The organism is Kitasatospora sp. NPDC032757 (assembly GCF_055579305.1).
This window is the reverse complement of the sequence record NZ_JBVINN010000006.1, coordinates 156,574-171,239: the sequence shown is the minus strand read 5'-3', so window position 1 is coordinate 171,239 and position 14,666 is coordinate 156,574. Positions and strand designations below refer to the sequence as shown.

Genomic DNA, 14,666 nt, shown 5'->3' with positions numbered 1-14,666 from the left:
TGCCTGTCTCCCGGCTGCTTCTCGTCGGGCTGCTTCCGGTGTTCTCGCTACTTCGTTGCTTCCGTTGCTCCCGCTATTTCCGCATGATCGCCGGCTCCTGCCGGCGCAGCAGAGCCAGCACGGCGAAGAACAGCACCGTCGAGAGGCCCACCAGGATGCCCATACAGCGCAGCCAGCGGGCGCGGTCGGGGCGGAACAGCGGGTCCGCGGTGATGGCGGTCGGGAAGATCGTGTGCAGGTCGACGGTCTGGGCCATGGCGGCCAGACCCCAGCGGGAGGGCACCAGCCAGGCGAACTGCTCCAGGCCGGGCACCCCGTGCAGCTTCAGCATGGCGCCGCTGAAGACGATCTGCACCACCGAGAGGAGCACCAGCATCGGCATGGTGGCCTCCTCCTTGCGGACCAGCGCCGAGACCAGCAGGCCCAGCATCATGGCCGAGAAGGAGAGCATGGCGACGGCCAGGATCAGCTCGGCCAGCGGCGGCAGCACGACGCCGCTGTGCACCCGGACCCCGGTGGCCAGCGTCGGGCTGAGGTTCACCCCGGCCAGGCCGACGGTGGTCAGCACGGCGGCCTGGGCCACCGTGATCGTGCCGAGCACCACCACCTTGGAGACCAGGTACGCCGATCTGGACAGTCCGACCACCCGTTCGCGCTGGTAGATCGGCCGCTCCTTGACCACCTCGCGGACGGCGTTGGCGGAGCCCGTGAGCAGCCCGCCGATGCAGAGGGTGAGGACGACGTTGATGGCGTTGTCGGAGGAGATCCGGGAGCCGGCCATCGCCCGGCACATCACGCCGATGATGAACGGCAGGGCGATCATCACGGTGAGGAAGAGCCGGTCCGCGGCCAGCACGGAGGTGTAGCGGCGGACCAGCGTGGCCAGCTGGGAGAACCAGCCCTGCGGCTTCTCCCGCCCGAAGGGGCTCCCGGCTTCGGCCGGGTGGGCGGCGGGGACGACCGGCACGGAGCCGGTGGCCACGTACCGCTGGTATTGCGGGGACTCCCGGTACCGGCGCTGCCAGGCGGCGTGGTCCTCGCTCTCGAACGCCTCGAAGGCCTCCGGCCACTCGGAGTAGCCGAAGAACTCCAGCGCCTCGCCGGGCGGGCCGTAGTAGGCGGTGCGGCCGCCGGGGGCCAGCACCAGCAGCCGGTCGCAGACGGACAGGCTCAGCACGCTGTGGGTGACCACGACGACCGTGCGGCCGTCGTCGGCGAGGCTGCGCAGCATCGTCATCACCGAGCGCTCCATGCCCGGGTCCAGGCCGGAGGTCGGCTCGTCCAGGAAGAGCAGCGAGGGCTTGGTGAGCAGCTCCAGGGCGACGCTGACGCGCTTGCGCTGGCCGCCGGAGAGACTGGAGATCACCAGGTCGGCGCGGCCGTCCAGACCGAGTTCGTGGATCACCTGGTCGACCCGGGCCTCCCGCTCCTCCTTGGTGGTGTCGCCGGGGAAGCGCAGTTCGGCCGCGTAGGAGAGCGCGCGGCGGACGGTGAGCTGGGTGTGCAGGATGTCGTCCTGCGGCACCAGGCCGATCCGGCGGCGCAGCTCGGCGTAGTCGCGGTAGAGGTCGCGCCCGTCGTAGAGGACGGTGCCCTCGTCGGCCGGGCGCAGGCCGGTGAGGGCGTTGAGCAGGGTGGACTTCCCGGCGCCGCTCGGGCCGGCCACCGCGAGCAGGGCCTTCTCGGCGAGCGGGAAGCCGACGTCGTCCAGCAGTACCCGGTGGTCGGGGCCGACCCGCACCACCAGGCCCTGGACGTTGAGCGAGATCTCGCCGGTGTCGGTGTACTCGACCAGCTCGTCGCCGGAGAGGCAGAGCGCGGAGTGGCCGATGCCGATGATGTCGGCGGGGCCGACCGGGGCCCGGGTCACCGGGCGGCCGTTGAGGTAGGTGCCGTTGTGGCTGGTGAGGTCGACGATCTCGTGGCCGCCGTCGGGGAGGGTGCGCAGCTCGGCGTGGTGGCGGGAGACGAGGAGGTCGTCCAGGACGAGGTCGTTGTCGCCCGCTCGGCCGATCCGTACCGTCCGGCCCGGCAGCCGGATGATCGCGCTGGGCTGGCGGAAGACGCCGGAGGCCTGCGGGGCGATCAGCGAGGGCCGCTCGGCGGCGGCGGGCGCGGGCAGGCCGGCGAAGGTCGCGGCCGGGCCCTCGGCCGGGTCGCCGAACCGCAGCCGGGTGCCGGGGACGACGTCCTCCTGCTGGATCCGGCGGCCGTCGGCGAAGGTGCCGTTGGTGCTGCCGACGTCCTCCAGCTGCCAGTGGCCGTCGGTGGTGTGCAGCACGGCGTGGTGCCAGGACACCCGGGGGTCGTCGAGGACTATCTCGCTGGTCGGGTCGCGGCCGACGTGGTACGCCCGGCCCGGGTCGATCAGCTGCGAGTCCGTGTCGGTGACAAGAACCATTGGCGGCGCGACGGGCGCGCCAGCGCGCTCTCCCATAGTTGGAGTCTAGTCCGGCGGGGCGGGCGCAGCAGGGTGGAGCAGGCCCGGCAGGCTGGGGAATTGGACTGGACCACTGGATGTGTACCGGGCCGCTGCCCTATCGTTCGGGGTGCCGCCCCGCCCTTCGGGGGTGCCGCCCTGTCATTGCCGTGCACGACTCCTCGCGAGCCCCGGGATGGACACATGAGCGTCTGGCCGCAGTTGCGCGACTCCCGGCTCGTCCGGGTCGGACGGGCTCCCGGAACGGTCCTGCGCTGCGGGCTGATGGACACCATGCTGGCCGACCTCTCCGTCTCGGTCGTCCTCTTCTTCGAACAGGCCCTGGATGAGGACCGGCTCGCCGCAGGGCTGGCCCGGGCGCTGGAGCGGGTCCCGGTGTTCGCCGGACGGCTGCGCACCGTCGGCGGCGCGCTGGAGGCCGTCTGTGGCGACTCCGGTGTTCCGGTGGAGAGTTACGACGTGGACGGCACCCTCGCCGAGGCGATGGGCCGGGTCACCTCCGCCGGCGCGCAACTGGTCGACCCGGTGGACGCGCCGGCCGCGCGGGCCGGCGGCGTCCCGCTGCTGACCGTCCGGCTCACCCGGCCCTCGGGCGGCGGTACAGTGCTCGGCTGCTCCTGGCACCACGCGATCGGTGACCTGCAGAGCTTCATGCTGCTGATGCACGCCTGGTCCGCCGCGGTGGAGGGCGAGGAGCTCCCGGAGGCAGAACTGACGGAGGATCAGGATGCGCTGCTGGACAAGGTGTTGCCTGCCACAGACTGCGGCCGCGCCGGATTCCGGCTGCCCTCGCCGGCGGAGGCCGCGGCGCTGGCCCGCGAGGTGGCGGCCGGTCCACGAGCCAACCGGACCGTGCAGGTCTACTTCGGAGACGACGAGCTCGCCAGGATGCGGGACGAGTTCGGCGCGGCGACCGGGCGGAGGCTCTCCTCCGGCGACGTCCTGTGCGCCCATGTGGCCTCGGTGATCCGGGAGTTGGACGGTGACCGGGAGGAGCGCGGGCTGACCGTCCCGGTCAACGCGCGTGGCCCGCTCGGCCTGCCGGCGGCCCTGGTGGGCAACCTGCTCAGCGAGATCCACCTCCCGCAGGTGCCGCAGGACGGCCCGGCCGCGCTCGCGGCAGCCCTGCGGACCGCGGTCGAGGGCTTCACCGAGGAGCACCTCAACCTCCGCTCCAACCTGGCCTTCCTGGAGTCGATCGGGCGCGAGCGGCTGCGCGACTGCGTGCCGATCGGCTTCGATCCGGAGCGGCGCCGGTTCAGCTTCTCCAACTGGAGCAGGTTCGGTGCGTACCGGATCGCCTTCCAGGGGCACCGTCCGGTCTTCTTCAGTCCGGCCGCCAACTACCCCCTGCCGTGGGTCTCCTGGACGGTCGAGGGCTTCCACGGCACCGGTCTGCTCACCACCGTGGTGCTCCCCGCCCGGCTGGCCGCCCGGCTGCGCGGCACCGAGGGCCGGGCCGCGCTGCACCGCTACCGCGGCCCGGCCGACGTGCGGCCCGCGGTGGCCGCCATGGTGCCCAAGGTGCTCTGAGGGGCGCCGAAAAGGGGGGTGCGGAAGTGCGGGAGGCATTGGACGCGGGACGCGGTGAACGCGGCGCGGTGAACGGGAGGCGCCCGAAGGCGAGGCGGTGAACGGGATGCGCCGGAACGGGGCACGGCCGTCCCGTTCGGCCGCCCCCCGTTCGTTCACGCGGTGTGATCAGGCCGGGAAGGCGTCCTCGATCGCCGTCCAGAGCTGCACCCGGGCCTTCAGCGCGAGGCGGACGGTCTCCGCGCAGGCGGCCCACTTGGCGTCGTCGTCGCCGTTGAGGTCGATCAGCATCTGCATCGCCATCGGCGTGTGCTGCTCGCCGTCGACCTCGATGTGCCGGGCCAGGTAGTCCTTGAAGACGGTCAGCGCGCCGTCCGGGTCCTCGATCGTGATGACCTGGGCGAACATGTCGGGGATCAGGTCCTCCCGGCCGAACGCGAAGGCGGCGGCGCGGCAGTGCACCGGCGCGTTCTCGATGATCTCCCAGGTGGTCGAGGTGAAGTCGACGGCGGCCTGCGGCACCCCGGCGCTCTTCAGCGCCTCCGGCACCGGGGTACCGGCGCGCAGCAGCTCCAGGAAGTCCTCGACCGGCTTCGGGTCGGCGCCGGCCTGCCGCATGCCCTCGACGTAGAGCTCGAAGTGGCTGGTGTAGCCCTCGCCGAGCTCGTCGCTCTCCTCCACCAGGACGATCTCGTTGATCAGCCGCCGGCTGGCGGTCGGGCCGTCCGGGACCCAGGGCACGTCGACGTTGGTGAGCTCGCGCTGGAGGCTCTTCAGCAGCGACATGAAGTCCCAGACGGCGAAGACGTGGCGGTCCAGGAACGTGCGGACCCGCCCGATGCTGTTCAGGCCGCCGTAGACGGTGTGGCCGACGACCTCGCGGCGCAGCGGGTCGATCGCCTGCTGGAGGCTGGTCAGGCCGGGGTGCGAACGATCCCAGTGGTAACGGTTGTTGGACATGTGAAGCTCCTTCACGGGTGGGGCAGGATTCTGTCACGCTGAAGACACATCGCAAAGAGGTTGCGCCGCAACCGAGTTACTTCCTGACGGCGCGGGTCCACGGCAGCGCTACTTCATGACGGCGCTACTTCATGACGGCGCGCAGCGCGTGCCGCAACTGCTCGCGGCCGGGCTGGAGGGCGCGGTCGAGCGCGGGGGCGAAGGGGAGCACCGCGCCGTCCGGGCGGGTGATCCGGCGAGGTGGCGCGATGAGCCGCATCTCCTCGGCGGCGGTGGCCAGTATCTCGGCGCCGATGCCGCAGCTGCGGTTGGAGTCGTCGACGACCACCAGCCGGCCGGTGCGCTCCAGCGAGGCGGCCAGCGCCGCCCAGTCGAAGGGGTACAGGGTGCGCGGGTCGAGCACCTCGACGGAAACCTCGTCGGCCAGCTCCTCGGCGACCGCCAGGGCGTCGTGCACCAGGTGGCCGACGGCGACCAGGGTGACGTCCCCGCCGGCCCGGTGCACGCGGGCACAGCCGAGCGGGATCGGCGCCGGCTCCCAGGTGACGGTCTCGCGGACGGGCAGCGCGGCGGCCGGCGCGAACACGATCACCGGGTCCGGGTCACGGACGGCCGAGCGGAGCAGGCCGTAGGCATCGGTCGGGGTGGCGGGCACGACGGTCTTCACCCCGGCGTGCGCGAAGAGGCTGTACGGGTGGTCGGAGTGCTGGCCCGCCCAGCCGTCCCGCGAGCCGGAGCCCGGTGCCAGGCAGGTCAGCGGGACACCCGCCTGGCCGCCGGTCATCAGCGAGAACTTGTGGGCCTGGTTGGCGAGTTGCTCGAAGACCAGGAAGAGCAGCGACGGGATCTGGAACTCCAGTACCGGCCGCCGGCCGGCCAGGGCCGCGCCGATCGCCATCGCCGTGAAGGCCTGCTCGGAGAGCGGGGTGTCGACGATCCGCTCCGGGCCGAACCGGTCCAGCAGCCCGAGCGTCGGACCGGCCATGCCGGCGCCGATGTCCTCGCCGAAGACGCAGACCGCCGGGTCGGCCGCGAGTTCGTCGGCCAGCGCCCGGTTGAGCGCCTTGGTGTACGAGAGCCTGGTCATGTCACCGCCCCCGCCCGCGGCTGCCGTCCGTCGGCGTACAGGTAGGCCGACGCGCCCGCCGGGTCCGGATGTCCGGAGGCGAGCGCGAACCGCTCGGCCTCCGCCAACTCGGCGGCCACCTCGGCGTCCAGGCCGGCGGCCCGGGCCTCGCCGATCGCGGCGGCGGCCCGGAGCAGCGGGTCGCGGGCCCGCCAGGTGTCCACCTCCTCCGCCGTCCGATAGCGCAGCTTCATCCGGCGCTCCATGGTGTGGTGGCCCTCGAAGCGGTAGGTGCGGCACTCCACGAAGCCGGGGCCGCCGCCGCTGCGTGCCCGGTCCACGGCCTCCTCGGCGGCGGCCCGGACGGCCTCGGTGTCCATCCCGTCGACCGTCACGGCCGGGATGCCGAAGGCGGCCGCCCGGCCGACCGCGCTGCCGGCGACCGCGGTGGCGGCCGGCAGGGTGGTCGCGTAGCCGTTGTTCTCGCAGACGAAGACCACCGGGGCCTTCCACATCGCGGCCAGGTTGAGCGACTCCAGCAGGACGCCCTGGTTGAGCGCGCCGTCCCCGAAGAAGGAGACCGCCACCCGGTCCTCGCCGGCCTGCCGGGCCGCCCAGGCGGCGCCGACCGCGATCGGCGCGCCGGCGCCGACGATCCCGTTGGCGCCCAGGATGCCCAGCGAGAGGTCGGCGGCGTGCATCGAGCCACCCCGACCCTGGTTCAACCCTCCGACGCGGCCCGCCAGTTCGGCCAGCAGCCGGCGCGGATCGGCGCCCCGGGCGAGGACGTGGCCGTGGCCGCGGTGGGTCGAGGTGAGCCGGTCGTCCGGGCCGAGTGCGGCGCAGACGCCGACCGCGACGGCCTCCTGACCGATGTACGGGTGGATGCCACCGGGGATCACCCCGGATTTCACCAGGCCGAGCGCCAGCTCCTCGAAGCCCCGGATCAGCCGCAGCATCCGGTACCGCTGCCCCGGGCTGCCAAGAGGCGAGAGGGGCGCGCGTGGGGCGGCGGGCGACGGGGGCGGCGGTGTCACAGCGCTCCTCGCCAGAGCGTCGGGCAGATGTCCGGGTCGGCGTAGTCGGGCCGGCCGTCGTCGGTGCGGCGGACCACCACGTCGTGGTTGTAGACCACCGTGCTGCCGTCCGGCCGGGTGGCCCCGCGGTACGCGTTGGCGCCGTCCTGGAGGTGCAGCGAGACCGCGCGGCGCGGCGTGGTGGCGAGGTTGGGGCCGCTGCCGTGGTACGTGCGGCAGTGGTGGAAGCTGACGTGCCCGCGCGGGATGAGCATCGGCACCTTGTGGACCCGCTGCCCGTTGAAGCGGGCGTTCTCGGCGAGGATCTCCTCCAGCCGGGAGCGGTCACGGTGGGCGAAGTGCCGGGTGGAGTCCTCGCCGGAGTCCAGCTCGCGCCAGCGGTGGCTGCCGTCGACCATGGTGATGGTGCCGTTCTCCTCGCGGCAGTCGTGGAACGGCAGGAACGCGGTGAGCATCCGCTCGGAGGACGAGGTCTGCCAGTAGTGCTTGTCGAAGTGCCAGGGCACCTGGTTGCTCGGCTCCTCGGGTACCGGCGGCTTGTAGATCAGCGTCGCCTGGAAGACCCGGATCTCCTCGGCCTCGGCGAGCAGGGCGGCGACGGCGCCGAGCAGCGGCTTGCGCAGGATCGCGCCGATCGCGTCGCTCTCGAAGTGCACGTAGTCGTTGTGCCGCTGGACGGGCCCGTGGGCGGGCTCCCAGGAGGCCAGGTTCGGCGGGCGGACGGGCAGTTGGCGGTCCCGGTGGCCCTCGTAGTACGTCTCGGTGGCGGCCTGGAGCGTGTCCAGCTCCTCGTCGCTGAACAGCCGGCGGGAGAGGTACCAGCCGTGTTCGAGGTAGCCGGCCACCTCCTCGGGGGTGGGCAGCAGCGCGCGTTCGGCTTCGGTGAGCCGGAACTCGATCGCGGTGGTCATGGGTCGTGGCCTCCTTCGGGGTGGTGGCTTTCAGGCGGAGGCGGTGGCGCGCTGCCGCTCGACGGCCTCGTACAGAGCCTTGATGTTGGCGGTGCCGAAGGTGCCCGCGCCCTGCCGTTCGATCAGCTCCAGGAAGTACGTCCGGCGCGGGTGGGTGGAGCGGGCGAAGATCTGGAACAGCTGCCCGCCGTGGTCCTGGTCGACCAGCACGTCGAGTTCGCGCAGCGTGCCGACCGGGATGGCGGTGCCGCCGAGCCGCTCGGCCAGCGTGTCGTAGTAGGCGCCCGGGGTGCTGAGGAACTCGACGCCGCGGCCGCGGATGGTCCGGACGGCGGTGGCGATGTCGCCGGTGCGGAAGGCCAGGTGCTGGACGCCGGCGCCGCCGTGGTCGGCGAGGAACGTGTCGATCTGGCCGGGGCGGCGGCCGGTGTCGGGCTCGATCAGGGTGAAGGTGACGTCGCCGGAGGCACTCTGCACCACGCTGGAGTCCATCGCCTGCTCGCCGACCTCGAGGTACTCGCCGAAGATCCGGTGCATGCCGAGCGCGGCCTCGCAGAACTTCACCGCGGGGGCCAGCTCGCCGGCCGGCACGCAGATCGCGGCGTGGTCGAGGGCGTCCAGCAGGGTGCCGGCGGCCGGCTCCGCCGTGGTCAGCGGCGGCTGCGGCACGAACCGCAGCGCGAGGTCGCCGAACCCGGCCAGCAGGCCACCGGCGCGGTCCAGGACGCGGGCGCCGTGCCGCTCGGCGCGCTCCAGCGAAGCCTGCGGGTCGGTGCAGCCGAGCGCGATCACCGCGACGCCGTCGCCGTGCCGGGCGACGTACTCGGCCACCGGGTGGGCGGGGTCGGCGGCCGAGAGGAGCCGCAGCCGGATGCCGCCCTGGCGCAGGCGGACGGCGCGCACGCCCTCCTGCTGCGGCACCTGGCCGGCGGCCGCGAGCGCCTCGGGCGTGAACCCCTCGGCCGTCAACTCCACGGGCGTGAGCGCGTCGGCCGTCAACTCCTCGGGCGTCAACTCCTCGGGGCTGAAGCCGAAGTCGGCGCAGAGGCCTGTCGCGGCCTCGTCGGCGTCCGCGCAGTGGAACTCGACATGGGTGATGGACTGGATGGACAACGGGATCTCCCCGGAAGTGGCGAAGGACGAGTGGCTGAGTACGTGGTCGGGTCACGGCACGGCCGAACGCGGCCGGTCCGGGCGCTACCGGGCGGACCGCGTGGACGCCGGCCCGAAGACCAGGCTCACGTTGTGGCCGCCGAAGGCGAAGGCGTTGCTGAGTGCGGCCCGCAGCGGCGCGGTCCGGGCGGCGCCGCGGACGTGGTCGAGCGGGCAGGCCGGATCCGGGTCGGTCAGGTTCACCGTCGGCGGCAGCGTCCCCCGGGCCACCGCGAGCGCGGTGACCGCAGCCTCCAAGGCCCCTGCGGCGCCGAGCAGATGGCCGGTGGCGCCCTTGGTGGAGCTGACCGCGGGACCGTCCTCGCCGAAGACGGCGCGCAGCGCGGCGGTCTCGGCGACGTCCCCCAGCCTGGTGCCGGTGCCGTGCGCGTTGACGTAGCCGATGTCGGACGGGGTGAGACCGGCGTTGGCGAGCGCGGTGCGCATCGCGTCGGCGGCTCCCTCACCGTCCGGGCGCGGCATGGTCGGGTGGTGGGCGTCGGTGGACGCACCCCAGCCGGTCAGGTCGGCGTAGCCGGCCGCGCCGCGGGCGTCCGCGTGCTCGGCCCGCTCCAGCACCAGGACGGCGCTGCCCTCGCCCAGCACGAAGCCGTTGCGGCGGGTGTCGAAGGGCCGGCTGGCCTGCTCCGGGTCGTCCCAACCGGACGACAGCGCGCGGGCGTTGGTGAACGCGGCGGCGATCGTCGGGTGCAGCGAGGACTCGCTGCCGCCGCAGACCACGACGTCGGCGTCGCCGGCCCGGATCAGCCGCAGGCCCTCGGCGACCGCCTGGGCGCCGGCCGCGCAGGCCGTCACGATCGCCGAACTGAAGCCCCGGATGCCGTGCTTGATGGCGACCCGCGCGGTGGCCATGTTGGAGAGCATGCCGGGCAGCAGGTACGGGCTGACGCCGGGCCGGCCGCGCTCCAGCCGTCGGTGCGACTGCTGCTCGAAGGTCTCCAGCCCACCGCCACCGGTGGCCAGGACGACGGCGGTGCGGTGCGGGTCGGCGTCCCGGCCGACCACCAGGCCGGCGTCGGCGAGCGCGTCGTCGGCGGCGGCCAGGGCGAGCAGTACGAACCGGTCCACGCAGCGGGTCTCGGTCGGCGGCAGCACCTCGCGCCCGTCCACGGCGGGCGCGACCCCGGCGGCGGTGAGCCAGCCGTGCGCGGCGTGGCCCTCCGGCAGTGCGCGGATGCCGGAGCGGCCGGCGGTGAGCGCGTCGAAGAGCTCGGCGGGCTTGCGGCCGACCGGTGTGACCAGGCCGATGCCGGTGACCACGGCGGCCGGGCGGCCGCCGGTGTGGGGCGTCATCGGCCCGCCACCGAGTCGAGGTAGCGCCGGCGCAGCAGCACCTTGCGGACCTTGCCGGTCGGGCCGAGCGGGATGTCGTCGCCGGCCACCACCAGGACCTGGCGGACGGTGGCCGCGGCGCCCTCGTCCAGCGCGGCGGTGACCGCCTTGGTGCGGTCGGCCGCCGGGTCGGCGCCGGCGGCCAGGATCAGCAGCACGTCGGTGACCACCCGCTCGCCGTCCCGCACCGCGACGACCGTGCAGTCGGCGACGTCGGGGCAGGCGGCCAGCACCCGCTCCTCCGACATCGCGGTGAACAGCCGCTTCCCGTCGCCGAGTTCGACAGAGTCGACCAGCCGGTCCACGTGGTAGTAGTAGCCCTCCTCGTCCCGGTACATCAGGTCGCCGGTGAGGAAGCGGCCGCGGATCCTGGTCCGGAAGGTGGTGGCCGAGTCGTTCCAGTAGCCGAGCGCCAGGGTCGGGGAGGCGGTGGCCAGTTCGCCGACCTCGCCCGGGCCGAGCGGCTCGCCGTCCGGTCCGACCACCTCGCAGTCGACGAAGGCGTGCGGGCGGCCGACGCAGCGGCCGTACCGTTCGGTGCCGGGGCCGTGGGTGATGAAGAAGTGCGAGTGGCCCATCTCGGTGGAGCCGAGGCCGTCCACGAACAGCGAGCCGGGGAGGCGGACCCGGCCCTCCCTGGTCACCGACTCGCGGCTGCCGGCCGCGATCAGCCGGCGGATGTGCACCTCGTGTGCGCAGTCGCCGGTGTTCCACCAGAGCGCGACGGAACCCAACTCCCGTGCGGCCAGGTCATGGTGGGCGAGGTCGGCCCAGGTGGCGGCGAATCCGACCACCCCGGTGGGCCGCCAGCCCTCGATCGCGTCCAGCACGCCGGCACCTGACTGGCCGGACAGCAGGGCGAGTTGGGTGTGCGAGCTGAGCGCCAGGTTGACGGCGATCAGGGTGGCCGCGTGCGGTGCGGGCAACGCGCTGAGCATCCGCTCCTGTCCCTGCGGGCGGGGCAGCCGGAGGCGGTGGCGGATCGCCGCGTACAGGCTCGCGTGCGAGTGGACCACGGCCTTGGGCATGCCGGTGGTGCCGGAGGAGTGGGTGATCGCCACCGGGTCGCCGGACCAGTGCCGGTACGGTGCGGGCGCGGCGTCCGGGTCGCCCGCGCCGAGTGCGGAGATCTCCGGGAACGCGGGGGCGCCGGTGTCGTAGCCGGCCAGCGCGGCCAGGTGCGCGGCGTCGGCGAGGATGCCGACCGGGCCCAGCTTGGCGATGTAGCGGGCGGCCCGCTCGCCGTCGAGGTTGGGATTGAGCAGCGAGGGGATGGCTCCGAGCCGGGCGAGCGCGAGGAAGGCGAGCACGTGGTCGGCGGCGTCGCTCGCGAACACCACCACCGGGTCGCGGCGGCCGACGCCGAGCGCGTGCAGCGCCGCGGCGCGGGCCCGGACGGCGCGGTCGAGCTCGCGCAGGGTGAACGGCTGCCAGGCGGGGTGGTCGGCCACCTGGGTGTCGAAGGTCAGCAGCGGCTCGTCCAGGCCGAGGCCGAGGTCCAGCCGGCTGGTCAGGGCGTTGCCGGCGCCGACGTCCGGGTCGTCCGCCAGAAGGGTGCGGATACTGCGGATGCTCACGGTGGTGGATCCCTCCCATGGTGCAGGGCGTACTGCGGCGCGACGCGGCGTGCGGGGGCCGCTCGCGCGGATGCGGGGTGACGGTGTGCGGGGTGACGGGTGTGCCTGGGACGGCGTGCCCGGCGACGGACGTGTGCTCGTGACGGTGCGTGTACGGCCGGCGGTGGTGCGGGGTGGTGCGGGGTGGTGCGGGGTGGTGCGGGTCAGGCGGTGGTGACGAGGACGGCGACGGCCCGGTCGGTGCTCGTCCCGGCGTCTTCGGTGGCGTCGGCCTTCTCGTCGGCCTGTTCGGCGGCGTTTTCGTCGTCCGCCCCGGCGCCGGCCGCCTCGGCCTGTTCGGCGGCGACGATCAGGACGTGGCCGGCGTCGCCGTCCGCGAGGAGCAGCGCGGCGAGGTCGAGCGCGTCCTGCGGCACCTCGCCCGCTCGTGCCCCGACCGGGCTGATCGCGACCACGGGCCCGGTCAGGCCCCAGCGGGCGGCGATGTGCCCGAGGACGGCGTTCGGGTTGGACTGGAAGAACAGCAGCGGCGGCACCCGCCGCCCGGAGGCCGCGGCCTCGTCGATCGCCCGCGCGGTGACACGGTCGCCGCCGGCGCTCGCCAGCAGCAGGGCGGTCCGGCCGGGGGCAGGGGCGGCGCCGTGGTGGGCGCGCAGACAGCGTTCGGCGGTCTCCGCCACCAGCGGGTTGAAGGAGGAGGCGGAGAAGCCGGGGATCGGCGGGAGCGGGTCGGGCCGGTCCCGGTCCGCCCGGCCGGGGTCGGGCCAGCGGGCCTCGGCGAGGATGCGCAGCTCGGTCACCGGGCGGCCACCAGGAGCGCGGTGTTGGCTCCGCCGAACGCCGAGTTGAGGGTGAGTGCGTAGCGGGGCCGGGCGGTGCGCGGACCGTCGAGGACGAGGTCCAGGCCGGCGTCCGGGTCCGGGTCCGGGCCGAGCCAGCCGGCGTTCACCGGAAGCCGCCCGTCGCGCAACGCTGCGATGGTGACGGCGAGTTCGAGCAGCGCGGAGGCCTCCAGGGCGTGGCCGTGGACGGACTTGCTGGAGCTCACCGGCAGCCGGTCGGTGTGCGCTCCGAACACCCGGCGCAGTGCGCTCGCCTCGGCCCGGTCGGCCAGCGGCGAGCCGGTCCCGTTGGCGTTGACGTAGCCGATCTCCGCCGGGCCGAGGCCGGCCCGGGCGAGCGCGGCCTCGACGGCCCGGGCCGCGCCCTCGCCGTCCGGTTCGGGGCGGCAGACGTGGTGGGCGTCGCCGGTCCGGCCCCAGCCGGCCAGCCGGGCGACGACGGGCGCGCCGCGCTGCCCGGCCGCGGGTTCGGCCTCGACGACCACGGCGGCCGCCGCGTCGCCGAGCAGGGTGCCGGTGCGGCCGGCGCTGAACGGGCGCAGCTCGCCGTCGCGGGCCAGCGCCCGTCCGGCGTCGAAGGCCGCGAAGACGCCCGGCTCGACCAGGTGCCCGGCCGCGACCAGTACCCGGGGGTGCCGGCCGGTGGCGACCAGCGCGGCGGCGTCGGCCACCGCGGTGCCGGCCGCGACGCAGGCACCGGTGTAGACGCGGGTGACGCCGGCGACCCCCCAGGCGGCGGCCGCCCCGGCGGCGACGGCCGTGGTGACCGCCCGGGTGCGCAGGTCGCTGTGCAGCGCGAGCAGCACCGGCATGGCCGCGTTGCCGGAGGCGGCGGGACCGGCGGGCAGGCCGGCCTGGTGGCAGGCCTGCTCCACGGCGGCGAGCACGGCGTCGGCGAGCTCCACCGGCCGGGGCAGCAACGCGGCCCGGGTGGCCCGGCGGGCGGAGACGTCGAACCTGGTCACCGTGGTGAAGGCGGCCTTGCCGTGGGCGGTGGCCTCGGCGAGCTCGCCGAGCCCGGTTCCGGCCGCACTGAGCACGCCGACGCCGGTGACCACGGGCCGGACGGCGGGCGGGACCACGGGCCGGACGGCGGGTGGGGCGTGGCCGGTCATGACGGCGCGGCCCCGGGTGTGGTTGGTGCAGGCGCGGCCGGTGCAGGCGCGGCCGGTGCGGCGCCGGCCAGGACGGCCGCGCGGAGCACCTCGGTGGCGTCGTCCACGGTCCTGATCGCCTCGAACCGCTCGTCGTCGAGGTCTGGCTCGATACCGTAGCGCTGCTCGAACTCGGCGATCAGCCAGGTGAGTTCGAGAGATCCGAGCTCCTCGGGGACGGAGTCGGCGGCGCGCTGCCCGAACGCCGCCAGGATCTCCAGCACCTCGGCCCGGTCGGGGAGGGCGGGGCCGGTCACGCCGGGCTGCCCGAGGTGGCTGTGGCGGCGAGACGGGTGGCGACGTCGGCGGTGAACTGGTCCAGCGTCATCAGCGCGGTGTTCTCCATCTCGTCCAGGTCGAACGTGACCCCGAACTCGTCCTCGACCTGTACGGAGAGGTCGGCGAGGGCGAGCGACTCCAGGTCGAGCCCGGCCGGGCCGAGGTCGGTGTCGCCGGTGACCTCGGACACGTCGTACTGCATCTCGGCCAGCGCGGCGAGGACGAACTCGCGGATGCGGTCCTGCATGGTGTGCTCCTTGGTGCCTGCACGCGGGCGGCGCGTGCGGGTTGTCGGGGAATTCCGTTCGGATACGGCGGGAAGGCCGGCCCGGGCCCACCGGGATGGTGCCGTGGGTGCGGCG

General features: G+C 74.3%; 13 protein-coding genes. 1 reads left to right on the top strand and 12 read right to left on the bottom strand.

Features of this window, described 5'->3' with window-relative positions:
• Positions 1-73 precede the first annotated feature (73 nt).
• Positions 74-2,437 carry an ABC transporter ATP-binding protein/permease gene (locus tag ACZ5WK_RS11630; RefSeq protein ID WP_465547158.1) on the bottom strand — a complete coding sequence of 788 codons (2,364 nt, stop codon included), beginning with the start codon at positions 2,435-2,437 and terminating at the stop codon, positions 74-76.
• A gap of 186 nt (positions 2,438-2,623) precedes the next feature.
• Here ACZ5WK_RS11630 and ACZ5WK_RS11625 point away from each other — a divergent pair, with 186 nt between their 5' ends.
• Positions 2,624-3,973: an acyltransferase gene (locus ACZ5WK_RS11625; protein WP_465547157.1), complete on the top strand. Its 1,350-nt coding sequence runs from the start codon at positions 2,624-2,626 to the stop codon at positions 3,971-3,973.
• A gap of 168 nt (positions 3,974-4,141) precedes the next feature.
• On the opposite strand, the gene ACZ5WK_RS11620 is transcribed toward ACZ5WK_RS11625, so the two are convergent.
• The 11 genes from ACZ5WK_RS11620 to ACZ5WK_RS11570 form a co-directional block, all read right to left on the bottom strand.
• Positions 4,142-4,933, bottom strand: coding sequence for a DUF3050 domain-containing protein (locus ACZ5WK_RS11620; RefSeq protein WP_465547156.1), 792 nt, complete (start codon positions 4,931-4,933; stop codon positions 4,142-4,144).
• 124 nt (positions 4,934-5,057) lie between these two features.
• The gene (locus ACZ5WK_RS11615) at positions 5,058-6,020 is read right to left on the bottom strand and encodes an alpha-ketoacid dehydrogenase subunit beta (RefSeq protein ID WP_465547155.1); all 963 of its coding nucleotides are present in this window, start codon (positions 6,018-6,020) and stop codon (positions 5,058-5,060) included.
• Positions 6,017-6,958: a thiamine pyrophosphate-dependent dehydrogenase E1 component subunit alpha gene (locus tag ACZ5WK_RS11610; protein ID WP_465547154.1), complete on the bottom strand. Its 942-nt coding sequence runs from the start codon at positions 6,956-6,958 to the stop codon at positions 6,017-6,019. Before ACZ5WK_RS11610 ends, ACZ5WK_RS11615 begins: the two co-directional genes overlap by 4 nt.
• 74 nt (positions 6,959-7,032) lie before the next feature.
• Positions 7,033-7,947 (bottom strand): phytanoyl-CoA dioxygenase family protein, encoded by a 915-nt coding sequence (locus ACZ5WK_RS11605; protein WP_465547153.1) that lies wholly within the window; start codon positions 7,945-7,947, stop codon positions 7,033-7,035.
• 30 nt (positions 7,948-7,977) lie between these two features.
• Positions 7,978-9,060, bottom strand: a complete 1,083-nt coding sequence (locus ACZ5WK_RS11600) for a VOC family protein (protein WP_465547152.1) — start codon at positions 9,058-9,060, stop codon at positions 7,978-7,980.
• Between the two features lie 84 nt (positions 9,061-9,144).
• The gene (locus ACZ5WK_RS11595; protein WP_465547151.1) at positions 9,145-10,413 is read right to left on the bottom strand and encodes a beta-ketoacyl-[acyl-carrier-protein] synthase family protein; all 1,269 of its coding nucleotides are present in this window, start codon (positions 10,411-10,413) and stop codon (positions 9,145-9,147) included.
• Positions 10,410-12,029 (bottom strand): class I adenylate-forming enzyme family protein, encoded by a 1,620-nt coding sequence (locus ACZ5WK_RS11590; RefSeq protein WP_465547150.1) that lies wholly within the window; start codon positions 12,027-12,029, stop codon positions 10,410-10,412. Before ACZ5WK_RS11590 ends, ACZ5WK_RS11595 begins: the two co-directional genes overlap by 4 nt.
• 203 nt (positions 12,030-12,232) lie before the next feature.
• Complete coding sequence (locus ACZ5WK_RS11585) at positions 12,233-12,829, bottom strand: beta-ketoacyl synthase chain length factor (protein ID WP_465547149.1); 597 nt, start codon at positions 12,827-12,829, stop codon at positions 12,233-12,235.
• Positions 12,826-13,986 (bottom strand): beta-ketoacyl synthase N-terminal-like domain-containing protein, encoded by a 1,161-nt coding sequence (locus ACZ5WK_RS11580; RefSeq protein WP_465547148.1) that lies wholly within the window; start codon positions 13,984-13,986, stop codon positions 12,826-12,828. The genes ACZ5WK_RS11585 and ACZ5WK_RS11580 overlap by 4 nt, the downstream gene beginning before the upstream one ends.
• The gene (locus ACZ5WK_RS11575) at positions 13,983-14,282 is read right to left on the bottom strand and encodes an acyl carrier protein (protein ID WP_465547147.1); all 300 of its coding nucleotides are present in this window, start codon (positions 14,280-14,282) and stop codon (positions 13,983-13,985) included. The genes ACZ5WK_RS11580 and ACZ5WK_RS11575 overlap by 4 nt, the downstream gene beginning before the upstream one ends.
• Entirely contained in the window at positions 14,279-14,551 is a 273-nt protein-coding gene (locus tag ACZ5WK_RS11570) for an acyl carrier protein (RefSeq protein ID WP_465547146.1), read from the bottom strand. Before ACZ5WK_RS11570 ends, ACZ5WK_RS11575 begins: the two co-directional genes overlap by 4 nt.
• Between the last annotated feature and the right edge of the window lie 115 nt (positions 14,552-14,666).

Excerpts from the sequence above, each read along its gene's own strand:
- ACZ5WK_RS11630 (WP_465547158.1), bottom strand. The coding sequence starts at position 2,437 with ATGGGAGAGCGCGCTGGCGCGCCCGTCGCGCCGCCAATGGTTCTTGTC.
- ACZ5WK_RS11625 (WP_465547157.1), top strand. The coding sequence starts at position 2,624 with ATGAGCGTCTGGCCGCAGTTGCGCGACTCCCGGCTCGTCCGGGTCGGA.
- ACZ5WK_RS11620 (WP_465547156.1), bottom strand. The coding sequence starts at position 4,933 with ATGTCCAACAACCGTTACCACTGGGATCGTTCGCACCCCGGCCTGACC.
- ACZ5WK_RS11615 (WP_465547155.1), bottom strand. The coding sequence starts at position 6,020 with ATGACCAGGCTCTCGTACACCAAGGCGCTCAACCGGGCGCTGGCCGAC.
- ACZ5WK_RS11610 (WP_465547154.1), bottom strand. The coding sequence starts at position 6,958 with ATGCTGCGGCTGATCCGGGGCTTCGAGGAGCTGGCGCTCGGCCTGGTG.
- ACZ5WK_RS11605 (WP_465547153.1), bottom strand. The coding sequence starts at position 7,947 with ATGACCACCGCGATCGAGTTCCGGCTCACCGAAGCCGAACGCGCGCTG.
- ACZ5WK_RS11595 (WP_465547151.1), bottom strand. The coding sequence starts at position 10,413 with ATGACGCCCCACACCGGCGGCCGCCCGGCCGCCGTGGTCACCGGCATC.
- ACZ5WK_RS11580 (WP_465547148.1), bottom strand. The coding sequence starts at position 13,986 with ATGACCGGCCACGCCCCACCCGCCGTCCGGCCCGTGGTCCCGCCCGCC.
- ACZ5WK_RS11570 (WP_465547146.1), bottom strand. The coding sequence starts at position 14,551 with ATGCAGGACCGCATCCGCGAGTTCGTCCTCGCCGCGCTGGCCGAGATG.